Origin of the sequence: Methanosarcina sp. (assembly GCF_049706645.1) — an archaeon.
Classification (GTDB): Archaea; Halobacteriota; Methanosarcinia; order Methanosarcinales; family Methanosarcinaceae; genus Methanosarcina.
In genome coordinates this window covers 67,000-91,056 of record NZ_JBNAKP010000007.1, presented here as the reverse complement: position 1 = coordinate 91,056, position 24,057 = coordinate 67,000, and the positions used below count along the sequence as shown (strand labels likewise).

Below are 24,057 nucleotides of genomic sequence, written 5' to 3'. Positions count from 1 at the left end.
TAAGGAACACAGATCAGGAAAGGGAAATTAACTTTTGCTAACAAGCTATATAAGGCATCAGAAAACTATTTTTAAGAAGGGATCTGGGTTTTTTTTCACGGATTATCAACTTATTTCAGTATGTTTGGAACCGCTTTATCTACATTTCAATTGGTTTCAATGGGGGATTTAAATGGAGGATTTGAATGGTTAAGACAAACGTGATATTCCACAGTATTTATGGTCACATTTACAAGATGGCAGAAGCTATAGCTGAAGGAGCAAGAGAAGTCGAAGGAGCTGAAGTAGAGATTTATCAGGTGCCTGAGACTTTGCCTTACGAGGTTCTGGAAAAGATGGGGGCAATTGAAACAAAAGACCTTTTTTCCCATATTCCTGTTCTGACCAGAAGCATGTACGAAGATATACTTGCAGGTGCGGACGCCATTATTTTCGGGACGCCTACACGTTACGGAAATATGACTGCCCAGATGCGTACGGTTTTTGACGGCCTTGGAGGGTTATGGGTCAAAAATGCTCTTGTTGGAAAGGTAGGTAGCGTCTTTACTTCCAGTCAGACACAGCATGGAGGTCAGGAATCTACAATCCTAACAACGCATGTTACCTTGCTTCATCTCGGAATGATTATTGTCGGGCTTCCTTATTCCGAAACCCGGCAGATGAGAATGGATGAAATTACAGGCGGCAGCCCATACGGAGCTTCAACGATTGCAGGAGAGAATAACAGCCGCCAGCCTTCAGAAAACGAGCTTGCGATGGCCCGTTATCAGGGCAGGCATGTGACTCAGATTGCAAAAAAACTCGCTGGAAAATAAAAAAATTTTAAAAATAAAAAGATTGGAAAACGTTTCCCTTTATGGGGGTGTTCTCCTTATTTTTAATTTTTTACCTTACAAATGCTTAACCAAGGCTCGGGAAGGATACACCTCTGGATTCAAATTTATCCTGAGCTTTTGTCAGACATGCCAGAGTACAGTAAATTGCCTTTTCCTCAGCCTTTTTAAGGACAAAGAATTCTTTCCCACAAACGGGACATGCTTTTTTCACGTAAGACATTGTAAACACGCATTCTCTGTATGTGAGTGATTTTTTTAATATTCGTTTTTATAAGGCATTTACTAAGATATCGCAATAAAATATAAACATTCTTATTTAATTTATATATATCCTTAATAAGAAATTAAAGTTATTTTCCTGAACGAGTTTAATTGCATTTAATAAAAACGTTATACATAGAAACACATTCCCAACTAGGTGTAACCCAACTGTTAAAACATATTAACAGTTATATTAACAGTTAATATTATTTTTACAGGCAGTTTTGAGGAAGTTTTGAGGAAGTATTATTTAAGCTAAACTCCAGCGCTCATAGAATTCTCCGTACTAAACTATTTGAGGTAATACATTCAATTCTCGGTAGGTCATATTCAAGAAAGACGATTCAACTGATGGAATAATCATATTCTGAGAATCCGGGTTGCAAAACCTACATGCCTGATAGACTATTAAATGTGGGGTTATGAAAATTTAAAAGAAAATAGGAGGTATGCGGGATTAGGCCGCTAATTTTCGGAAATGGGAGAATTTTGATCTGCGAGGACGAAAAAGGGACGATAAGGGACGTTTATTTCCCATATGTAGGACTTGAGAATCATGGGAACTCGATAAAGGTTGGCATATGCGATCTCGATTCCCTTTATTGCAGCTGGCTTGAAAACTGGAAAATTCAACAGAGATATAAATCTGAGTTTAAGGAGAACTTTTGTGAGCGTATTCTTGAAATCTCAGGAGAGAACAGGGAAGTCCTAAGAGGGAAAGCTGATACTCAGGAAGGCAAGCAGGAAGTCCCCGAGGCCTGCAGGGAAATCATCTCAAATATAGGGGAAACAGTGTTCGAGAGCCCCGAAATAGGACTCAAAATCACGGTCTGGGAAGCTGTCCATCCCTCGGTAAACATTTTTTACAGGACCTTTGAGGTCACGAATACTTCAAATTCAATTAAGCACCTGCGGCTTTTCTCTAACCAGAACTACCGGATTCTCGAGACCAAAATCGGAGAAACTGCTGTAATTGATAAACATACGCTCATCCATTACAAGCGAGATCGCTATTTCCTGCACGCGAGTGACCCTGCATTTGACCAGCATGCAGTTGGGACTGCAGAATGGAAAGGGCTTGAAGGTACCTGGAGAGATATGGAAAGTGATGCTTCCCTGAGTGGAAATCCTGTAGCCCACGGCTCGGTAGATTCTACCCTTGGCTGGACCCTTCCCGAACTGAAGCCAGGAGAATCTACAAGGCTGCACTACTGGATAGTTCTTGGAAAAAAGTACTGCAGCGTGCTTCAAATCCATAAACGGGTAAAGGAATCCGGAAGAAAAGCCCTTTTCCATCATAGCTTCAATTTCTGGAACTCATTTATTGAGAGAGTAGCTGTCCTTCCGGAATTTTCCCGGGTGTCTCAGCTGCCGCAGAGCGTTTCAAAGTGTTTTTACCGAAGCCTTCTTGCAGTTGTCGCCCACATGGATATCACGGGCTCGATAATTGCCTCCTGCGATTCGGATATAAAGCAATTCGGAGCAGACCTTTACACCTATTGCTGGCCAAGAGATGCAGCCTGGGTCTGTCTTGCGCTCGACAGGGCGCGGTATCATCATCTGACCGCCGAAACTTTTGAGTTTTTCTCAAAAATCATCACTTCCAGAGGCAATTTCCTTCACAAGTACACGCCTGCCGGAGATTTCGGGAGCACATGGCATCCCGTGCCTATGATTCAGATCGATGAGACAGGGCTTCCTCTTTATGCCCTCTACAACAACTGGGAAATTGCAAAGAGTGTCTGGACCACAGGCAGGTACTACAGAACGCTTGTAATTCCCACGGCTAACTATCTTGTAAAAGCGATTGACAGGGAAACAGACCTTCCGATTTCGAGTTTTGACCTATGGGAAGAGCGAAAAGGCATGCATACCTACAGCGCATGTACGGTCTATGCCGGCCTCAATGGAGCCTACGAACTCTCCCGCTCTCTTGGCGATTACGACAACGCAGACATCTGGAAGGAAGCTGCAGACCGAATCCGAAAGTCTATTCTGGAGAAACTTTACGATGAAAGACTAAGGCGCTTCCGCCGTGCGCTTGATGATCCCACTCTTGATTCTTCGGTTTTTGCGGTCTGGTACTTTAGAATTCTCCCTCCCGATGACCCCAGGGTTGTCCGGACAATGGAAGCTATCGAACGCGAACTTGAGCGCCCCTCAGGCGGAATTGCCAGGTATCTTCATGACACTTACTTTGGCTACATGAACAGCTGGATTATCTGTACTCTCTGGCTGTCCCAATGGCATTCCGCAGTTGGCAACCTGGATAGAGCTCTCGAACTCCTGGACTGGTGTGCAGCTCACGCCCATCCTGCAGGCCTTCTGTCCGAACAAATAGATGACAACGGCATCCCCCTCTCCGTTCTCCCCCTGGCCTGGTCCCACTCCGCCTACATCCTTGCAGTCCTCGAATACCTTCAAGCCCTTGAGAAAAAGGAAGGCGGCTCCTGCAATTATCCGGAGAAATAAAAGCTATTAAATAGCAACAAAAATCGGAAGCCGCTTGACCACGCCGTTACGTCGTCTTCCGGTTTTGATCAAACTTTTTCTAAAAGTTTGCGCTCAAGCCTTTTTTGAAAAGGCTTGCGTTTTTGATCAAACTTTTTTTGAAAAAGTTTGCGATCAAGCCGTTTTTAAAAAGGTTTGCTAAACATTTTCTCGAAATAAAGGTACCCGGTTTCTTCTTTCTGGAAGGTGAATCCGTGTTTGAGGTACATGTCTATTGCTTTCGTGAGAGTTGAATCGGTTTTAAGAACCACACCCGAGCAATTTTTTTCAGCAAATTCGAGAGCGGTCCTGAAGAGTAATTTTCCATTTCCTTTGTTCCTGAAGGCTTTTTTAAGGTAGATACGCCGGATTTCGCACAGATTCTCATCAAGTTTTCGGACTCCTGACGTGCCTACGACTTTGCCGTCGACAATTCCTACGAAAAACGCGCCTCCACTTCCCGAGTAATAACCATTTATGTCCTTGAGGTCGGCATCTTTTAGCCTGTCGGGTTCAAAGCCGTGCTCCATCAAAACTTCAAGGACAACATCGCGAACTTCTTCCTTTCTGGAATCGTCATATCTCTGGATTATCATCTATTCCACTCCGTAAACCTGGCAGTCCCTTTTTCGTTCACCTGTCGGTTTTTCGTTCACCTGTCGGTTTTAAGGCTTTTTCTTAATGGTTCGGGGTTGAAATAGTTCTGGGAATTGAGATATTTTTCCGGGTTTTTGAGGAAGTCCAGCGAAACGGTATAAAATATCTCCGTGCCAGTAATCAGGATCGCTTCATCGATATCGAACGTGCACGAGTGATTAATTTCTACAATCTTTTTTTCCGGGTTCCGGGTGCCCAGGGAAATGAAAATCCCCGGAACTTTCTGCAGGTAACTTGCAAAATCTTCGGCGGCAAAGGTTTTTCCCATCTCAGGATAGACTGTAAGTTCCGGAAAACTCTCCTGCAGTTTTGAGTTTACAGCATCCGTAAATACAGGGTCATTCACAAGGACAGGATAACCGTGAAGTACGTCAAGCTCGTAGTCAGGAAAACCTGAAAATTCATCTCCTGGCTTTGCGTATCTTTTTACAATTTCGTCGAGGGATTCCTCTATTATCCTGTCAATAATGTCTGTAGTCTCCCGGTCAAAGGTCCGGTAGCTTCCGAGAATCTCTACAGTGTCAGGAATTCTATTAAACTGGGCTCCTCCTCGAATCCTTCCCACCCCAATGACGTATTTGTCCGGTTCAAGCTGTTTTTCCAGAGCAGAATAAAGGCTGTTTATGAAGTTCACTGTCATTCTGACCGGATCAATGCATTTTTCAGGCAGTGATATATGGCCCCCTTTTCCTTTAAAGGTCACTTCAAACCGGTTGGTGCTTGCCATGAAAGGCCCGGGACGGAAACCCACGCTTCCGGATTCGTGACTGGTAAAGACATGCATGCCCATGACCGCATCCACACCCTTAAGCCCTCCTTCTGCAATTACCCTTTCCGAGCCTCCCGGAGGGATCTCTTCTGCAGGCTGGAAGATAAGGCGGACTTCGCCTGGAAAATTCCGATTTTCCTGAAACAGCCTGGCAGCCCCAAGCAGCATTGCCATGTGCCCGTCGTGCCCGCAGGCATGCATTACTCCCTCGTGTCTGGAAATGTAGTCGCTATTTCTTTCAGTTAATTCTTCCTGTACCTGCAGTCCATCCGTGTCTGATCGAAGGGCAATGCAGGGGCCTGGTAGTGTTCCCCGGATACTTGCAAGTACGCCGGTATCTGCAATTTTTCTGGCTTCTATCCCCAGTTCTCCAAGTATTTTCAGGATTTTCTTCTGGGTCTCATATTCTTCAAAACTGAGTTCGGGGTATCTGTGAAATTCACGCCTGAGCTGTATAATCCAGTTCTCAAGCGCTTCTGTACTCGGATTCTCTCTCAAAAGCATTACCTCGGATGTTCTGCATCTGCAGTCTATTCCGTCTACTGGTCTGCAACGTTTACTATCTATTACATTTACTGCCCGTAATATCCATTGATCTGTAACAGTTACTGCCCGTAATATTTATTGTCTGTAATATTTACTCATAGTAATATTAATTATTTTTTATCTTAGGATGTTCTATTTTAATATACTTTATTTGTGTTTTATATATTCCTTTAGTATATTTCATTTAAGTATCTGTAACTCCAGGTATATTATTCCATTTTTGTCATTTGCTCAGAACTTTCCACTAAAGCGTTTTTTCAAAAGGCTTTGAGCTAAAATACCTGATAATTATATACATGATTGGTACAATACATTTCCTGCTATTTATCATAAATTATTATAAAGCCCGGCCGTTAAGGTTCCTTAAAATCCGGGTACTCTTAGGTCCTCTTATATATTCCAGGGATGGTATAAATGCTCAAAACACGCCTGAGGGATTTCCTTGTTACGAAAGATAACTGGCTTTTTGCAGTTTCTGACTACTTCCGCAGTGATGGAATCCGGGCCACGCTCCGCTATGTGCCCGATGAAAACGGGGAGAGGGAGTTAAACGGGTTACGGTATAGAAAATACGATTTCGGCCCGGCTTTCGAGTTCATGAGAAAACACAGGCCTGAATGGGTGCAGGATGTTCATGTGGTTCCCGAAGCCGAGGTAAAAGAGGTGCTTCGCCCCTCCGACGTGATTCCTGAGCTTGTAAACTCTGACAACCGAGTAAGGGCAATCGTAAAGACGCTTGATCTGGCAGGAATTCCGAGGACAAGCATGGGAGTTACGGGCTCGATGCTCGCAGGCATCCAGAACGAGAGCTCGGATATTGACTTTGTTGTGTACGGCCCTCTGTGGTTCAGGGCAAGAGATGCCATAACCGCCGCAAAACAGCAGGAAGGCCCAATTGAAGAAATCGATGAGGAGATGTGGCAGAGAATCTACAGGAAGAGAATTCCCGATATTTCATTTGACGAATTCATGCTGCACGAATCCAGGAAAGGCAACCGGGGGATGGTCGAGGGCACTTATTTTGACCTTCTTTTCGTAAGGGAATGGGACCAGATAAAAGAGCCTCTTCTGCGTGGAAAAGATACCGTTAAGATGAAAATCGAAGCCCGGGTAGAAAATGCCGACTTCGCTTTTGACAGCCCTGCTTATTACAAGGTCGATCACGACGAAATAGATCATGTGCTCTCTTATACACATACCTACGCAGGCCAGGCGCTTCCCGGAGAGCTTATAGAAGCTCGGGGTATTGTCGAAGAGGTCGGAGATATCAAGCGGCTTGTCGTGGGTACTTCAAGGGAGCCAAAAGGGGAATGGATAAGGTCTCTTACCTGGCTTGAGCAGTGTGGATATGTTTGAGAGCAAAAGGCAAATTAAAGGAATGTAAACTTTTGCTTCAGGCAGTACGGGCTGAGAAAAAAGGTTGAGAGAAAAGGTTGAGAAAGAAGGTTGAGAAAGAAGGTTGAGAGAGAACCAAAATCTGGAAAAGAAGGCTTTTACCAAAAAGCCCTGTTAGCCCAATCTCTGGCCAAGTTATCTCTCTTCTCCTCGAATTATCTTTTTTTATTTAATACACCATACAAAACCAGTAGTTCAGCCGCTGCAAAGGCTGCTTCAAGCCCTGGAGAACTTCTCTTTTCTTCTTTCTCAACGTTTGAAGCAGGAATTTCCTGTTTTTCCTCTCCAGAAGTTTTCTCCTCGTTAAGGGTCAGGTTCTCTCCTGTCCTGACTGGAGAAATATCAACCGATTGAATTTCCTTTTTAGTGCCTGATATTGCAAAGGGAGAAAAGCCCGGAGTTTCTGCGGTAAAATATAAGTAAATTTCATCTTCTCTACTGAGGGCTGTAGGCAGTGGATTCCATGAACCTTCACTGTACCGGTACAGGGTCACCGTATCTTTACTGACTTCCTCTTCGGTAACCCAGGTCCTTTTCACCCTGAAATTTATCCTGGCATTTTCAAGGTTCTGAGGGCTTGAAATGCCGCTGTTCCCTACCCAGACATTTACGTTCCTGTAAACCGTTCCGGGAGCAGGATCCTTAACAATTGAAGATGTGTTTTTCAGCATCTCTACAATAGCGGTTGTTTTTCCGAAGTTCTTTTTGGGGTCGAACTCCACAGTCATGATTTCATTCTTCCCGCCTTTAAATGTAAAACACGTGTGAGTGCCTTTGAAAACCTGCTCATTTGAAATTTCCTTCAGTTCAATATTCCTGGTTGACTCTGGAGAGCCTGCACCTCCCCCGCCTCCACTTCCTCCACTTCCTCCTGAAATGGAAGGCTTTTCGGTCACGGTTATATATCCTGTTTTTATCCGGGTGTTATTTCCGTAAGTATTGTTAGTCGCCTTTAGGGTGACAGTGTAGGTTCCAGGGTTTTCATATGTGTAAACCGGATTCTTTTCTTTTGATTCAATGTTCCCGTTTCCGTCAAAGTCCCATTCCCAGGAGTCAAGATTGGAGGAGGATAAATCCGTGAACTGGATAACAAGGGGTGCAATCCCGAGGAGAGGATTTGCAGAAAAATCAACTTCAGGAGGTGGATAAGCAAGTATTACTTTTGAAAAACCTCCCACAGGGGCAGGAGGAACAGAATAGCCGGAAATCGTGCCCGAGATTGTAAAATTTCCAGGCTCGAAATTCGAAGGCACGGTCACATTGTACACTACTGTCTTTTCTTCCCCTGCTGAGAGGTTTTCAACCCAGATCCACTCCAGAGTGGACGCTTTGAATATACTGATTTCCTGGAACGCAGCCCCGTTATTTTCCGACTGACTTACCTGCCACCCGCCAGGGAGATTTTCATCGAGCATCAGGGCTTCAACATTCTGGTCTGCCTTTATATGTACGGCTACTGTAAAACTTTCTCCCGGATAAACCGTTTCGGCAGAGACCTCCCTGCTTGCTTCTATCCCTGCGGCTGAGGCAGGAAGGGTTGTCCAGGCCAGTAGAAAAATAAGAACGAAACTTGAAATAAAGCCTGAGAGCTTAATCCGGCTTTTAGTCCTGAAGGCCTTGATAAAATTCATAAGAGTGGTTCCTTAATTATTTTCCAGATATTTTTCTGTTACCGGATTCATTTTTAGCTATTCTGTTCATCTATTTTTTTCCGGCTCATTTCCTGTTATCTTTTTCCAGCTCATTTCCTGTTATTTTAACGATATTTCAGATTTTTTCGAACACTACTTAAAATTATTAATTATGTCTTCGTGTATATTATTATAACTGTATCCTGCCCTGGTATTCTGATCCTCAAAAATGAATCTTCAACGCCTGTTGACTTCAAAGAAATAGGAACTCCAATAGAAAACCCGATAGGAGTCCAGATTGAAAGTCAGATAAAAAACCTGATAGAAGACCGGATAGTAAATTAGATTAAGGGCTAAAACAGGAAACATGTACTAAATCTTATAAGAGTCCGTATAGAAAATTGAATAGATAACTTCAACTATATTTGCAGCTAAAGCCAAATATAAATAAAACAGTTGCCTATTCTTCTTCTATGAAATTAAAGAAAAGTTACGTCTGGATTATTCTGGCGTCAAGCTTGATTTTAACCGCATCTGCAGCTTTCGTGTATCCGGGTTTTACCCTGCACCCTGATTCCAGGGAAAACACTGCTCAGGCAGATAGGTATGAAACTGCAGTTAACGGGATCGAATCCAGTTCGAGCATTGTTACTAAGGTACAATATTCGAACCCTCTGGAGATTCTTAAGGCAAATGCCGCAGCAACTGATTCGAGTACTGAGGTTACGGTTTATAACAATAATCTTGCCCTTGTAAAGGAAAGAAGGGCACTTGAGTTCGATTCCGGTGTCAACAGGGTCGAATATACTGATGTTGCTGCCCTTATTGACCCGACATCGGTAATGTTTGAAGACACAAAGAGTAAAGATACTGCCGTGCTGGAGCAGAATTACGAATACGATCTTGTAAGCGGCAAGAAACTGCTGGAGAAATTCCTGGACAAGGAAATCACCGTAACCGAAAAAGAGGGGGACACATACACAGGCACTCTATTGAGCCACGACGGTGGGGTAGTGCTCAGGCTGGGTGACGGCAAAGTCGTAACGATTTCCGAAGTCTCGAAGGTCGAATTCCCTGATTCCGCAGACCTGCTTACAAAACCTACCCTGGTCTGGCAGGTCTACTCGCCTGCGGCAGGCAAGCGTGATGTCCTTACTTCCTACCTTACGGCAGGCATGAGCTGGAAGGCCGACTATATCGTGAAAGCAAGTGCAGATGATAAAAAAGCCGATATCCAGGGCTGGGTCAGCGTCGATAACGCCGCAGGAACAACTTATGAGGATGCCAGGCTGAAGCTGGTCGCAGGGGAAGTCCACCGCGTAGTCGCGCCCAGCCCTCCCCGGTATGAAGAAGAAGTTGCGGAAGACGCAGAAGGAGGGTATTCAGGGGCAAAAGACAGCTTTGTTGAGGAATCCCTCTTTGAATATCACCTTTATACCCTTGAAAGGCCGGCTACGCTAAAGAATAACCAGGTAAAACAGCTATCCCTCCTGTCTGCCGATTCCGTGCCTGTAGAAAAGGAACTCGTTTTCGATGCCTCAAAAAGCAGTGATGTGCAGGTCGCCCTGAGCCTGAACAATTCAAAAGAAAAAGGTCTTGGAATGCCTCTTCCTGCCGGAACCCTAAGAGTCTACAAAGCCGATTCCCAGGGCCAGCTCCAGTTCCTCGGGGAAGACAGCATAGAGCACACCCCAAAAGATGAAGAGGTAAAGGTCACTATCGGAAATGCCTTTGATGTAACAGGCACAAGAACCCAGACCAGCTACAACAGGATAAGCTCGTATATCTGGAAGGAGAGCTATGAGACCGAAATCAAAAACCACAAATCTCAGCCCCAGAAAGTAAAAATTGTAGAACACTTCTACGGCGACTGGGAAATAACAACCACCTCTGACCCATACGAGAAAAAAGACGCCTTTACCGCCGAATGGGAAATAACCGTGCCAGCTGACGGTTCAAAAAAGGTATCTTACACTGTAGAACGCGGTTACTAACTCGGAAACCGCAATAAACTCTCAGCCAGAACTCTATAACTCCCTATGCCCACAGAAAATCTAATCAAGAGCCTATAACCATGGAAAAACGGAAAAAAACGGAAAAACGCTAATTCATAAATGCTAATTCGTAAATAAATCTTTTCGCTTATTTTGCTTGATCACGCCGTCACGCCATTACGTCGTTTTTGCTCAAGCCTTTTCTGAAAAGGTTTGCGTTTTTGATCAAACTTTTTTCTAAAAAGTTTGCGGGACTCTGGCAAAAATACGTAGAATTTCTGTGTCATAAATTAGCCCTCTTGAGCGGAGCGAAAAGGGCAGCGTACTCCCGAGGCGCAATTCGGGTGCGAAAAGGGCAGCGCACTGCAGAGCCGCAACTCTGCTGGGCAAAAAATATTATTACCATGTCTGCAATTATCTCCTCAGATGATTATAGGTGCAATGGGGCCCGAAGGCTCGTACTCGGAAAAGGCTGCAAAATTATGGATTCTCAAACAAGGGCTGGAAGGTGCGGAAATCCGGTATTTTGCAGACATAGAGGATGCGTTTCTGGCGGTGGTGCAGGGGAAATCCGATTTTTCGGTTATTCCGATAGAAAACTCTATTGAGGGCTCGGTAGGGGTTACTCTTGATCTGCTTCTTGAGAACGGGGCTGAAATAATCGGGGAGATTGTTGTCAAAGTCGAGCATTGCCTGCTTTCGAAAGGCGGGCCTGAGAAGATCAAAGTCATACTTTCGCATCCTCAGGGGCTTGCCCAGTGCAGGCATTTCCTGAAAGAGAATTTCCCTGAGGCTGAACTGAGGAGTACGGGCAGCACTTCCCATGCAGCAAGGCTTGCAGGAGAATTTGAAGAAATGGCAGCAATAGCTTCCCCCGAGGCTGCAGAATGCTATGGGTTAAAAGTCCTTCTCTCAAACGTCCAGGACCGGAAGGAAAACTACACCCGCTTTATTGCTTTGCGGGCTGCAGAAAACCCCCAGTCTGAGCAGATCCTTTGTGCCGCAGAAAATAAACCGGATAAAACAAAATCACAATCCGGCCCGGAAAAGGAATCAGGGTATGAATTCCTGCCTGAAGGTGAAATCGGGCCTCTGAATTCCAGCCTTTCAGCCTGCAAGACCTCCATTATAGTATATCTGGAAAAAGACAGGCCAGGGGCATTATACGAAATCCTCGGGGCTTTTGCAAAAAATAAGATTAACCTTACAAGGATTGAGTCCAGGCCTTCTAAAAAGGAACTTGGGGACTATTACTTCTATATCGATTTTGAAGGGCACGCCAGCGATGCACTTATAAAACAAGCTTTAAAAGACATAAGGGATAAAACCGATACCCTAAAAGTACTGGGTTCCTACCCCGCTTTTAAAATACTTTAATTATTCAGCTTTAAAAATTCGCAGTTATTCAGTTTTAAAAGTCTGTAATTACCTTTTTATAAGACCGTAAAAGGCCAGGGCCGAATCCTGCGAACAATGGCAGAAATCAATGATAAGACCCAATGTTCAAATATGTGAATTTAACGACAGAATCCGGTAAAAATCGGATTGATATGCGAATCTGAAAAATGCATATTCCGGAACGTGTACTTTTATATACTATCTTTCTATACTATCTTTCTAGAAAATCTTCTTACAGTATATTTGCATGTTTCGTGCACAATCTTTACTTATGAGTATTCATGATCACAGCCGGTTTTCCAGGCTGCAAAAAGGAGCGAGATGGCTCTGAGTATTGAAGAAATAGTAAACAAACACGAATCGGTCCTGAAAAAATATAGAGGACTCTATGCCTTTGCAGACCTGTTTGCAACTTTTCTTGTCCTTTATCTCCTTTTCGTGCTTTTCAATATGCGAGATTTATTTCTAATGTTTAGCACCTTCGAACCTTACACCGGTGCAAAGTACAATATTCTGGGCTTCGGGGTTATTTTTGAAACTCTGGGGCTTATTTTCCTGGCTTTTGCTCTCTCCCTTATCCTCACAGCAGCCGTCAGGCATTACAGGGCTGAAAAGAAAGATGCGATTTCCCTTATAGAAGAGACATACCCTGTACTTAAGGAGAGATTGAGGACTGCATACGATAACCGCAACACGGACAACATTATTGTCCGGGACCTTATAGGCGGGGTTATAATCGACTCAAAACCCGTAAAGTCCTCGTCCTTCTTTAACAGGAGAAAGCTTGCAAAAGATCTGTTCGTAATAGTGTTTGCGGTCTCCATTCTCGCGTACGTTGCCGGAACCGGATACCAGACAACGCTCAGTCCCACCGACCTTAGCGGAGTAATCGAAAACATTCCTTTTGTTTCGGATTCGGATAGTGAGCTTTTCCCTGTGGAGGAAAATGGCGGAACCTCGAATAACGAGAGCCAGGAAAATCTCTTCGGGGAGCCTGCGGTTATTGTGGTGGAAGGCAAAGAAGTTGATCTGAAGATTCCTCCGGGCGCAGGGCAGGGCTTTACAAGCCAGGAAGCAGGGGAACCTATGAACGAATCGTTTATCCAGTCAGGCCTGGTAAACCCTGAAGCAGCTGCTTCCCAGGCTTATTATGAGAATTTACCTGAAGGATACAGGAACGTTATCCAGAGTTATTTCGAAGGACTTGCAGAAGAATAATTTGGAGAATTTGTCTAAAGCCGGATTTACCTGCACTCAGTTTTATCGAAGGTTGTCTGAAAGCAGTTTTTGAATAACAGGCAGTGTTCTGGAGGTTCACTGTCACAGGAGCAGGTAACGTCCGAAAAAGGCGGGCTTTAAGCCTGCAAAAACAGAAACATAACGGGTGAAGCAGATATGAGTGAGAATAATACCGATTCCGGGCAGGCTGCCACGACCTATCAGAACGCAGGCCGAATTTTTAAAAGTTTTTTTGAAGAGATCGGAAACGTTGTCGTAGGCCAGAATAGAGTAGTGGAGCAGATCATAATTGCAATACTCTGTGAAGGGCATGCCCTTGTTGAGAGTAATCCAGGGCTTGGAAAAACACTTATGATTTCTACAGTGTCACAGGCAATGAACCTGAAATTCAGCAGGATTCAGTGTACTCCTGACCTCATGCCTTCTGACATTACAGGAACAAATGTTATTGAAGAGAAAGACAACAAAAAAGAGTTCAGGTTCCAGCCTGGGCCGGTTTTTGCAAACGTTGTGCTTGCGGATGAGATTAACAGGGCGTCCCCGAAGACCCAGTCAGCCCTGCTGGAAGCTATGCAGGAAAAACAGGTAACCGTCGGAAATGATACCTTCCTGCTGGACCGCCCCTTTTTCATTCTTGCCACCCAGAACCCCATAGAGATGGAAGGCACATATCCCCTGCCTGAGGCCCAGCTCGACCGTTTTCTCTTAAAGGTCCTTGTAGATTATCCCTCCTATGAAGAGGAGATGGAAATAATAAACCGGTATACGAAATCCGAAGTTCCGAAGATTTCCAGAGGCCTGGATAAATCGACACTCCTTGATTTGCAGAAACTCAGCAGGCAGGTTCCGATTTCAGAGGAACTCAAGCAGCGCGTTCTTTCTATCGTGGGCATGACAAGAAAAGACAAAGAACATATCGAGTACGGGGCTTCTCCGAGGGCATCCATCGGCCTTATCCTTGCCGCAAAAGCCAGGGCCTTTATAGAGGGCAGGAACTTCGTAAGTAAAGAGGATATTGATTACATGGCGTACCCTGTCCTCCGCCACAGGCTCATCCTGACCTTTGAAGCCGAAAGAAGCGGGATAACCCCTGATCAGGCTATTGAGGATATTATCCGGAAAATAAAGTAAAGTTAAGAAGTAAAGCCTGACCCCTGGCCGATTTCCAGGCAGGAAAAGGACTGCAAAATAAGTTGAATAAGTTTGAATAACCCCTGAAGGGTTTTCCCGAGTCCGGAATAAACCGGGCTTTTTTATTGACGATCCAGAATGACTCGCACAAAACAAAACATCGAAACGGACTTTTTCAGGCAGCTTGACCGCTTTACCTTCTCTGTCCGGAAAAGGGTATCGACCGTTTATGCAGGAAACCGCCCGTCTACCCGAAGCGGACGGGGCATCGATACCATAGGGTTCAGGGAATACGACTTTAACGACAGCCTGAAAGATATCGACTGGAAAGCCTATGCGAGGACTGAAAAACTTTATGTGCGACAGTTTGAGGAAGAGAAGACTCTTACGACCCATATCCTTCTGGACGCCAGCAAAAGTATGGATTTCCCTGAAAAAGGGACTTCAAAATTCGAATATGCTTCCATGCTCGCTGCAGGCTATGCCTACATGGTAACAAAATATAATGATAGGTTTGCGATCTCAACCTTTACACGGGAAATCGATATAAGCAAACCCAGACGTGGACGAAAAAATCTTCTTCGGACAATTGACAGACTGGCAGAGCTTGAGCTGTCCGGAGGGACTTCAATCGGGGAAGCTATTACAAAGTACAGCCGGGAAATCAAGTCCAGATCCCTTGTAATCCTTATCTCGGACTTTCTTCAGGAACCCGAGGCAATAGAAACCGCAGTTTCCAGGCTATCTGACCACGACCTGATCCTTATCCAGGTGCTCGACCCCAGGGAAAAAGTGCTCCCTATCCAGGGTAACAGCAAACTCGTAGACCTTGAAACCGGAGAGGAGATCAGGACTTATGTCAGTGAAAGGTTCAAAGAACGATACCTCGAAAAGCTTGACGACCACGGCGCAAGGATTAAAAAAGCCTGTATGAAGGCAGGCGCCGAATTCTATAGCTTTACAACCGACACCCCTATCTTTGACGCTTTTTACCATACCATCAGGAGAAGGAGACGCTAAAAATGCCTTTTGAAAATCCCCTTGCTCTTGCCGCTCTCCTGAGTGTCATTCCGCTTATCATTCTTTACATGCTCCGCCCGAAGCCGGCGGTACTTTCAATTCCCTCACTTATGTTTGTTCTTAAGCTTGAGAGGGAAAGAAAGCGGGTTTATGCCTCGATCACCAAAATCGTGCAGGACCCGCTTTTCCTGATCCAGCTCCTGATGCTGATCCTTCTTTCCATTGCGGCAGCAGGCTATTATTACAACTCAGAAGAGCCCCTGAGCGGAGAGCATACCGTGCTTATCCTTGATACCTCTGCAAGCATGCAGGTTGATTCCCGTTTTGAGGATGCGGTTGGGATTGCTGACGGCTATGTGAGTAAGAAAAACAGCATAATCCTGGCTTCGGATATGCCTTTGCTTGCGCTTGAAGGAGGAGGTGCCTCGGCTGCCCACGATATTTTCAGCAAGGTCAGGCCAGGCGCAGGCACTGCCGACCTGTCTGCAGCAATTACCACAGGCATGCGGTCTCTTTCAACGGAAGGGGGAAGAATTATCGTCATTTCGGATTTCACGAATTCTAAAGGCGATGATCCCGTTGCTTCCAAGAACCTGGCTGAATCTTACGGGATTGAGGTGAATTTCGTAAAAGTAGGAAAGCCTGCCGATAATCTGGGAATTATCAACGGCTGGATCGAAGCCACGGATGGAAATTATGGCTATACAGGTGTAATCAAGAACTACAGGAATCAGAACCAGAGCGTTGAAATCGAGACTGGTAGAGGAACTTCAGGAAATGCCTCAACGTCTTTTACCCTTGATGTTCCTGCAGGCGAGACAAACCAGTTCACTCTCGGAAACCTTGGGCCAGGCATAACAACAGTCCGGCTCAATGTGGAAGATAGCCTGCCTGTTGACAATAAGGCCTACATTTCCATTCCGGATACCTCAAACCAGCGTATACTTTATGTTACTGATAATGGGAAGCTGCCTTCGAAAACGGCGCTCTCCCTGCTTCCGAACAGTGAGCTGACGGTCTCAAAATCCGTACCTTCCGAGCTTGACAATTACACTCTTGTCGTGCTTGCACAGAAGGAGACCCCTATAGGGAACAGTTCGGTCGAAAGAATCGAAAGCTATGTCAGGAACGGAGGCAATGCGGTCTTTATTGTAAGCGGAGCCCTGATTCCCGAAAAAACCGGGGTTGACCTTATCAAGATCCTGCCTGTGAAACCGTTGAGGCTTGAGGACGCAGAAAACGGGCTTGGGGTCGAAGAAGTCCTGAAGAGCAGTATTACGAAGGATATAAGAAGCGACGAAATCTCGGTCCGAAGATACCTGAATGCAACTGAAAGGACCGGCTCGACAACCCTCGTGACGCTTGAAAACGGTGTCCCTGTACTGAGTTACTGGCAGGTAGGCAGGGGAACGGTTTTCTATATGGGGCTGAGCGATGAGCTCGGGGAAAATTCCTGGAATAACTTCCACAATCTGCCCGAGTATCCGGTTTTCTGGATAAAACTTGTCCAGTGGCTCGGAGGGGCAGGCGATATCTCGGAATACAACCTGGAAACCGGTGCATTGACTTCCCTTTCGAAAACCGAGGAAATCCGTACGCCCTCAAAAACTTTTACCTCAAACCGTATTCTCTTTGACGAGGCCGGGATATACGAGCTTGCAGGGAAGAGAATCGCAGTCAATCTCTACGATGACAGGGAATCGAATACTACAGTCGATGCTTCGGAATTAATCGAGAGGGCGGTTTCGGAAGATGAGCCCAGACTGGTGAGGGCTGATACCTACACCGCCAAAAACGACATTACTAATTACCTGATAGGAGTTTTGTTCCTGCTCATACTGCTTGAAATCCTTATAGTACGCCAGCGGGGTGAATTATGATCTCGCTTGAACATCCCGAAATGCTCTTCCTGGTAATCCCGGTGCTTATTGTGGGATTTTATCTCCTGCGGAAGACAAAAACCAAGCTTGTAGAATGGAGAATGCTTGTCGCTTTCCTGCTTGTGCTTGCTCTGGCTTCTCCCTTTACTACGGTTACACAGACCATTAGCGAAGAAGACCCTTCGCTTGTGCTGGTTCAGGATCAGACTTCAAGCATGGGTGTCTTTCCTGAAGAAGCAGGGACCGAACTGTACAAAGCCCTTGTAGCCAGTACCCCGACAACCTTAGTCCAGCTAACCGGGGATAAAACCTCGCTTGGAGATGCCGTTACGCAATCTGCGGGAAGCGGCAACCAGATAGTCCTGGTCAGCGACGGGAACAGTAATGCAGGCAAGGATCTTTCCGAGGCTCTGGAGTTTGCAAAAGAAACCGATACACCCGTCTATTTTGTCCAGCCTGAACTGCAGGCGAATGACCTCAGTGTCGAGATGGTTGGGGATAAGACCGTTGTTGTGGATAACCAGAATGAATTCGGGATAGTTGTCCGCCAGGCTTCAAACCAAAGTGTGAGCTATTTCCTTGAGGTATTTGTGGATGGGCAGCTTTCGCAGAGCAGGGACTTTATTCTGGAGGGTAGGAACAATAGCGAGAATCCCATTCCGATTAATCAGGCTTTTACCACGCTCGGCGCCCATAATCTCAGGGTAAAGATCACTCCGCAGGGGGAGGATCTCAATGAGGCTAACAATGAATTCTTCAAGTCCGTGTATGTAATTCCAAAACCGAAGCTTACCCTTGTTACGAGTGAGCCCGATGCTCCTCTCGGCAGGATTCTGGGCAATCTTTACAATGTTTCGGCTGTCAGCTCATATCCCGGAGCCGCGGCTCTCGAGGATAGCAAGGTTCTCGTGCTTGACAACCAGCTCATGGGTTCCTTTTCCGAAGCCCAGATGAAAGAAATCAAAAATTATGTCAGCAACGGAGGAGGGCTGTTTGTCCTGGGGGGAGAAGAGGCTTACAATTACGGAAACTACCTTAATTCCTCACTTGAAGAGATCCTGCCTGTACTTTCGAAGCCTTCCGAATATAAGGGGGGGAGGAACATTGTCCTGATACTTGACGTCTCTCCGAGCACTGCTGCCCACAAAACCCAGGGGGATATCCTGGCAAATGCTATCTATATTATCCAGAACGAAAACCTTAGAGATGCGAATGCCGGGGTTATCGCATTCGGAAGCGAGGGATATGACGTTTCCGGAGGGTTTGTGTTCCTGGGACTTGCCCAGAACCAGGAGATCCTGAAAGATAAAATTTCGCGGCTAACCCCTGACGAGAAAAGCGAGACTTCCTTAAATGAGGGGCTCAAAACCGCAAAAGATATGCTTGCAGGTAGCGACGGCGAACTTGATGCTATTATTATCTCAGACGGAGCAATCGAGGATTCCTACGAGCCAAGCCTTCAGGCTGCAAAAGAACTTCAGGAACTCGGTGTAAATCTGTATTTCATCCATATTCGCTCGGTAGCCCCTTCTCAGACTGATAAAACCCGAAATTATTACGCTGAGAACCTGATGAGAGAACTTGGGCTTGAAAATAACTATTTCCATATTAATACGAGTGAAAGGGCAAACATAGGCTTTGAGCCGCCGAAAGAACCTGCTGAAGAGGGAGAAGAAGAGGAAGTCGAACTTGATGCTTACCCTCTGCTTGAATATTCCCCTGACCATTTCATTACGAAAAATGTGAACCTTACAAATTCCAGTATTACAGGATATAATGATGTGACTCCAAAAGCCGGGGCTGAGCGCCTGGTTATTACTGTTACGGGAAAGCCTGTACTTACCACGTGGCGTTTCGGGCTTGGTAGGGTTGCAGCCTTTACCACGGATAACGGAGAGGGAGAAGGCTCTCGCTGGGCGACTAACCTTTATAACGGCTCAAGTGCAAGGCTTATTTCAGGCACTACGAACTGGGCAATAGGCAACCCGAGAGCTGAAGAAGGGGCTGTCCTGGACGGCCCGGACACCTGGCTCGGCACGCCTTCAGATCTGGCTCTTACAATGTACGATGAGGGAATTCCGCAGCTGAAACTGGACGGAAGCCCCATCGATCTTGCCCTTACCGGAAGGAACACCTACGAGGCAAGCGTAAATCCCGAAACCATCGGAATTCATGACCTCTCAGGTTACCCGCTTGCGGTAAATTACCAGCTTGAGTACCGGGATGTGGGGCTCAATGAGGATATAGAGTCTCTTATCCTTGCAACCGGAGGGAATATTTATACCGAGAAGGATGCCAGAGCCCTTCTCCTTAAAGATGCGCGGCAGAACTCGGAAAGGCAATCTGACGAGCACGTGAGCCTGAAAGTATACGTGCTTCTTGCAGCGCTTGTGCTTTATCTGAGTGAAATCATTGCCAGGCGCATAAAGGAGATGAGAAAGCTCAAAAATGCGCAGGTTGAGGTAGAAGCCGGAGCATAAAGAGCCCTTAAGGGCTCTTTTAAACATTCAGGAAATTCCTTCACAGAGTACCCCTTGAAAAATCCTCAGGTCACATAGCACTCTATTAAAAATCCTTCCGGTCACACATTAATCTTTGAAGATCCTTTAAATCAGAGGAAAATCTTTAAAAATATTTTTTGAAAAACCGTTTTTTGAAAATTGTTATAAATACGCTAGAAGAATCAGGGTTACCTGCCCGAAAAAACCTGCGAAAACCGGTACTATAAGGTTATCATCAATTTTATTGACTGCGGTTTCCGTAAGCGTTGCAAGAAAAGCCATTACGAGGGAAACAATAGGATTTCCGAGAATAAGCATCCCGATAAACAAATCAACAATAAGTTCCGAAGCCGAGCCTTCAATTGATTTATCATTTTTAAAGATTTTTTGGAAAACCCGCCTCTTTCCGTAGAATTTTCCTATAAGTGCTGCGGCCAGGTCTCCAAAGGTGGTCATAAGGATGGCTGCGTATGCGATTTCTTGGCTGAACAGGGCTATTACTGAAATTGCTCCGAGCGCAAAGAATATATGGCCTCCCAGGCGATCGGCTTCATGCTCACGGTACATGATATAGAAAAAAGGTATTTTCATGCCGTGCTCAAGCCGGAAGTAGTCAAGAACGAGAACAGTTACAAGAAACAACATGAGCACCCAAAGCACGGCTTCTTTTCCTAAAAATTCGTAGATAAGCACGATAAGGATTGAGACCAGATGTACACTTTTTCTCAGGATTTCCAGGACAAACTCTCTGGACGGCATGGCAAAAAGATTCTGTGAGGATGTAGTATAAAGTTATATCTGTTTCTGTTAATGCTTATTGCTGTGTATCCTTTTGGTGCCTCTTCCGAATATTTCAGATATCTGTCAAAAGGCGTATAAAAAAATAAGCTGCAAAAGATCAGGAAAAAAACGGCAGGAAAATGAGAACTCCAGGTCCTGGTTTCGGTAAGTTAATCTTACCTGAAAAATTTGGATTCAGGAATCCAGTTGATTTATTCATACTGGATTCTGTCCTTTGAAACCCGGCTTTCACGAGCCTTCGTGTGCAGCGTCATAATCGGAGTTGACCACTGTTTCCCCTATGCTTGAGTTTTCCTTTATTACTACTTCAGGCCAGATTTTAACTCCGGAATGTATTGTTGAATTGTTTCCTATAGTTACTCTATGCCCGATAACGGTTCCATTTTCAAGGGAGCAGTGTTCTCCGATGATGGTTTCGTCTGATACTACCCCGCCTGAGATATTGGAATCCTTTCCTATGGACACATCATTGAAAAGGTAGGATGAAAGAATCTTTGCATTATCCTCTATAGTACAGTTTGAGCCTATCACGCTGTAAGGCCCGATAAGAACATTATCGCCTATAGTTGTGTTTTCCCCTATAACTATTGGCCCTACAAGGGCAGAATTCGAACCTATGCATACATTGTTTCCTATGGACAGGGGGCCTTTTATTCTTGCGTTCCGGGTTGTGAAATTCCCTTCGATTGTCGTTCCGGGAAGGGCATCAAGCATCCAGCGCTGCGCCTGTCTGTAAGCTGCCGAACTTCCCACGTCAGTCCATTTTCCCCGCACAAGCACGCCGTTGATTTTTTTGTCAGCTTCAAGCATGAAGGGAAAGAGGTCTTTTGCAAAGTCGTATTTTCTATGTCTAGGGATCCATTCAAAAATCGAAGGATCGCAAACGTAAATTCCTGTGCTTGCAAGGTTGCTGAATATCTGCCCCGCTTTTGGTTTTTCCAGAAAACGGTGGATCCGGTTGTTAATATCCATATCCGCAATTCCGAATTCTCTCGGATCGTCAATCGAAAGAAGCCCTATCGTTATCGGGGCATTATTCGATTCATGGAAACGGTACATCTCTCTCAGGTCAAGGTTAAGGACATGATCTCCCCCAAGCACGATAAATGGCTCGTCTTTCAGGAACTCCTCTGCATTTTTTACCCCGCCTGCTGTTCCGAGCTTTTCTCTCTCATACACATAATCGATATGTACTCCAAACATATGCCCGTCCCCGAGCTGCTCCTCGATGAGTTCTCCCATATACCCGAGGGTTATGACTATTTCATTGAACCCTTCTCTTGAAAGATGCTCTATCAGGTGCCGGACTGACGGCTTATTAAGGATCGGTATGCTCGGTTTAGGGTGCTTGAAAGTCAGCGGCCTGAGTCTTGTCCCTGCCCCTCCGCACATGATACATGCTTTCATATTTTTCCCAGATGTTCTTATATGAATATATTATTAACGATCTGTTATCTTTATCTGAAAGTTATAGTTTATTCTGTAACCTTATGTCATTTTCTAGACCATTCTATAACTAAATAAGCCTAATAATTGGATAGTTCTTTTAAATATAGGAAGCTCAAAAACGCTATGCATTAATGAATGTACAACACTAAGCAATATAAAATTTCGCTCAAACAGCGCAACTCAAGCCACGAAATGTTTTAAGCTTTTCGTTGTTGAAAGTTAGAAAATGTTATGAAGACACGAAGGGCGGGCAGCCGAACCCGCCCAGGCTTGAGGCAGACCCCAGCTGATTGGGTCTTCACGATTATCAGTCTTAATAATATTTAAATTATATTGTACAGTCGTGTTTACTACCTTAAAATTCCCCATTCAGTCAGCCGTTTATTTATGTCCCTAAGCTCGTAGTCCGTAAAAGAGAGGCTCTGATAGTGTTTCAGGGATGTCACAGGATCGTGACCCTGCCGTCCATAAAGATCTATTTCCGGATTCCTGCTTGATAGATTCCTCCGTGATTTTCTATCAGGCAGTCAAAGGACTGCTTAAAAATTTATAGTCGTTTCAGTAAATGTTTTGTATATTCGTTTACAGTTTCAAGAAATCCTTTTTCACTTAAGTATTCTTTCAAAGTTTCATTAACTTCTCCTGACTTCTCTATAATATGAAATATCCTATGGCATGTAGGACAAAGAGCAATTAAATTAGATGTATCATTTTTTCCGCAAAGGTGTTTAGGTATTATATGGTGAGCGTCTAAAACTTCCTTTAGTGGAAATTTGCAGACAGCGCATTTGTTATGATATAAATTCCTAATATGCTCCACTTTTGAATTATTGACTTGTGAACAATATTCACGACCTATAATTGCTTTAATTATATCCATCTCGCTAAATTTCAGAAGATTATTAAGTTCTTCCGGTTCAAGATTATATATTAACTCAAAACATTGTTCACTTTTCAAGATGTAATTAATTCTTTCTTCGGGTGTAAGTGGGAATGTATCTCTAATTTCTTGAATTAAGTTTTCAATTTCCTTATTCATTTCAAAATACCCCAAGCCGTTAACTGTTTTTTAATGTCTCTTATTTCATCCTCAGTGAATGCAAGTCCCTGATAATGACGCATTGATGTTAAAGAGTCATGTCCCTGGCGCAGGCACACCGTAGATTCCATTATCCCTGCCTTTATCATCCAGCTCTCTATGGTTTTCCTCGTGCTCTTGGCAGAGATCCCATAGGGATTAATGCCTGCATCCTCTGCCCATTTACGTAGATCCCTATTCCAGTTGCTTTCTGCAGGCGGTTTACGAGCTTCAAAAAAGTCGTCTAATAGAAGCTCAAACATCCCTGGTAAGGGATGAATTGTCCTTTCTTGCTGGCTTCTCTTATGTTTTTTCTGGGCTTCTGCTGAAAGGTGGATCATGTTCTCTTTTCTAAGATACCACTCTCTATGATCCCAGAGCCTTTGAACTTCAACATACCGCATTCCTGTAATTATGAGGGTGTCAAAAAGGGCTCGGTGGCGCTTCTGTGGGATTACATTCTTGATCCGCTGATATTCCCCAGGAGTTAAAACCCTGATTTCTCCATTCAAGTAATGGTGGATTGACTCAGGATCTCGTCTTAATTGTAAAACGGGATATTTGTTCAACTCTGTCGTTTTTGTATGACTATTTTTCTTGGATGGCATATCCACTCACCGAACATAGTATAACTATCAGCTTTTATTAAAATCTTGTGTTTAGGTCGTGAATGCAGCCAAAATAAGCACTAAAATGAGAAAATCTCGGAAAGCTATCAGGTTTTAAGGTAAAACCTGATAATGGAACAATTAGGTTCTTTAACCCATAATAAGAAAAATGGAAATGAATGGAAAACAAGAAGAGAAAATTTAAAACACTACTGCTTTTACAGTGTGCTTTTAGAGACATTTGAGATAAGATTAAAAAATTAGCCACCAAGCTTACATTTTAACCAATAATGTAAACAAAATAGATATTCACTGAAAAGTCCTGTAACAAGTGTTATTTTTCAGAGTCTACCTCTGATACTAAATAACCAAA

At 44.6% G+C, this 24,057-nt stretch carries 19 protein-coding genes; 11 read left to right on the top strand and 8 right to left on the bottom strand.

Features of this window, described 5'->3' with window-relative positions:
- The first annotated feature begins 185 nt into the window (after positions 1 to 185).
- Positions 186 to 815, top strand: a complete 630-nt coding sequence (gene wrbA / locus ACPK8D_RS02680; protein ID WP_424716296.1) for an NAD(P)H:quinone oxidoreductase type IV — start codon at positions 186 to 188, stop codon at positions 813 to 815.
- 85 nt (positions 816 to 900) lie between these two features.
- Here wrbA and ACPK8D_RS02675 read toward each other — a convergent pair whose 3' ends face one another.
- Positions 901 to 1,065 carry a hypothetical protein gene (locus tag ACPK8D_RS02675; protein WP_424716342.1) on the bottom strand — a complete coding sequence of 55 codons (165 nt, stop codon included), beginning with the start codon at positions 1,063 to 1,065 and terminating at the stop codon, positions 901 to 903.
- A gap of 521 nt (positions 1,066 to 1,586) precedes the next feature.
- Here ACPK8D_RS02675 and ACPK8D_RS02670 point away from each other — a divergent pair.
- The gene (locus tag ACPK8D_RS02670; protein WP_424716295.1) at positions 1,587 to 3,569 is read left to right on the top strand and encodes a glycoside hydrolase family 15 protein; all 1,983 of its coding nucleotides are present in this window, start codon (positions 1,587 to 1,589) and stop codon (positions 3,567 to 3,569) included.
- Positions 3,570 to 3,733: 164 nt separating this feature from the next.
- Here the strand turns inward: ACPK8D_RS02670 and ACPK8D_RS02665 are convergent, their stop codons facing one another.
- Positions 3,734 to 4,183 (bottom strand): GNAT family N-acetyltransferase, encoded by a 450-nt coding sequence (locus ACPK8D_RS02665; protein ID WP_424716294.1) that lies wholly within the window; start codon positions 4,181 to 4,183, stop codon positions 3,734 to 3,736.
- A gap of 56 nt (positions 4,184 to 4,239) precedes the next feature.
- Complete coding sequence (locus ACPK8D_RS02660; RefSeq protein WP_424716293.1) at positions 4,240 to 5,517, bottom strand: M20 metallopeptidase family protein; 1,278 nt, start codon at positions 5,515 to 5,517, stop codon at positions 4,240 to 4,242.
- A gap of 456 nt (positions 5,518 to 5,973) precedes the next feature.
- Here ACPK8D_RS02660 and ACPK8D_RS02655 point away from each other — a divergent pair, with 456 nt between their 5' ends.
- Positions 5,974 to 6,915: a nucleotidyltransferase domain-containing protein gene (locus ACPK8D_RS02655; protein WP_424716292.1), complete on the top strand. Its 942-nt coding sequence runs from the start codon at positions 5,974 to 5,976 to the stop codon at positions 6,913 to 6,915.
- Positions 6,916 to 7,109: 194 nt separating this feature from the next.
- On the opposite strand, the gene ACPK8D_RS02650 is transcribed toward ACPK8D_RS02655, so the two are convergent.
- Entirely contained in the window at positions 7,110 to 8,585 is a 1,476-nt protein-coding gene (locus tag ACPK8D_RS02650) for a PGF-pre-PGF domain-containing protein (RefSeq protein WP_424716291.1), read from the bottom strand.
- 180 nt (positions 8,586 to 8,765) lie between these two features.
- Here ACPK8D_RS02650 and ACPK8D_RS02645 point away from each other — a divergent pair, with 180 nt between their 5' ends.
- The 8 genes from ACPK8D_RS02645 (at position 8,766) to ACPK8D_RS02610 (ending at position 19,727) form a co-directional block, all read left to right on the top strand.
- Positions 8,766 to 8,930, top strand: a complete 165-nt coding sequence (locus ACPK8D_RS02645) for a hypothetical protein (protein WP_424716290.1) — start codon at positions 8,766 to 8,768, stop codon at positions 8,928 to 8,930.
- A 128-nt stretch (positions 8,931 to 9,058) separates the two neighbouring features.
- Entirely contained in the window at positions 9,059 to 10,579 is a 1,521-nt protein-coding gene (locus tag ACPK8D_RS02640; RefSeq protein WP_424716289.1) for a DUF4139 domain-containing protein, read from the top strand.
- Positions 10,580 to 11,005: 426 nt separating this feature from the next.
- On the top strand, positions 11,006 to 11,956 hold the full coding sequence (pheA, locus tag ACPK8D_RS02635) for a prephenate dehydratase (RefSeq protein WP_424716288.1): 951 nt from the start codon (positions 11,006 to 11,008) through the stop codon (positions 11,954 to 11,956).
- A 342-nt stretch (positions 11,957 to 12,298) separates the two neighbouring features.
- On the top strand, positions 12,299 to 13,195 hold the full coding sequence (locus ACPK8D_RS02630) for a DUF7502 family protein (protein WP_424716287.1): 897 nt from the start codon (positions 12,299 to 12,301) through the stop codon (positions 13,193 to 13,195).
- A 177-nt stretch (positions 13,196 to 13,372) separates the two neighbouring features.
- Positions 13,373 to 14,347 (top strand): AAA family ATPase, encoded by a 975-nt coding sequence (locus ACPK8D_RS02625; protein WP_424716286.1) that lies wholly within the window; start codon positions 13,373 to 13,375, stop codon positions 14,345 to 14,347.
- Between the two features lie 138 nt (positions 14,348 to 14,485).
- Positions 14,486 to 15,367: a DUF58 domain-containing protein gene (locus tag ACPK8D_RS02620; RefSeq protein ID WP_424716285.1), complete on the top strand. Its 882-nt coding sequence runs from the start codon at positions 14,486 to 14,488 to the stop codon at positions 15,365 to 15,367.
- Between the two features lie 2 nt (positions 15,368 to 15,369).
- Positions 15,370 to 17,247, top strand: coding sequence for a DUF7408 domain-containing protein (locus tag ACPK8D_RS02615; protein WP_424716284.1), 1,878 nt, complete (start codon positions 15,370 to 15,372; stop codon positions 17,245 to 17,247).
- Complete coding sequence (locus ACPK8D_RS02610; RefSeq protein WP_424716283.1) at positions 17,244 to 19,727, top strand: VWA domain-containing protein; 2,484 nt, start codon at positions 17,244 to 17,246, stop codon at positions 19,725 to 19,727. Before ACPK8D_RS02615 ends, ACPK8D_RS02610 begins: the two co-directional genes overlap by 4 nt.
- A gap of 183 nt (positions 19,728 to 19,910) precedes the next feature.
- Here the strand turns inward: ACPK8D_RS02610 and ACPK8D_RS02605 are convergent, their stop codons facing one another.
- The 4 genes from ACPK8D_RS02605 to ACPK8D_RS02590 form a co-directional block, all read right to left on the bottom strand.
- A complete protein-coding gene (locus tag ACPK8D_RS02605; protein ID WP_424716282.1) occupies positions 19,911 to 20,507 on the bottom strand; it encodes a diacylglycerol/polyprenol kinase family protein in 597 nt (198 codons plus the stop codon).
- A gap of 270 nt (positions 20,508 to 20,777) precedes the next feature.
- A complete protein-coding gene (locus ACPK8D_RS02600) occupies positions 20,778 to 21,956 on the bottom strand; it encodes a sugar phosphate nucleotidyltransferase (RefSeq protein WP_424716281.1) in 1,179 nt (392 codons plus the stop codon).
- A gap of 589 nt (positions 21,957 to 22,545) precedes the next feature.
- Positions 22,546 to 23,037 (bottom strand): HNH endonuclease, encoded by a 492-nt coding sequence (locus ACPK8D_RS02595; protein ID WP_424716280.1) that lies wholly within the window; start codon positions 23,035 to 23,037, stop codon positions 22,546 to 22,548.
- Positions 23,034 to 23,684, bottom strand: a complete 651-nt coding sequence (locus ACPK8D_RS02590; protein ID WP_424716279.1) for a tyrosine-type recombinase/integrase — start codon at positions 23,682 to 23,684, stop codon at positions 23,034 to 23,036. Before ACPK8D_RS02590 ends, ACPK8D_RS02595 begins: the two co-directional genes overlap by 4 nt.
- Positions 23,685 to 24,057 lie beyond the last annotated feature (373 nt).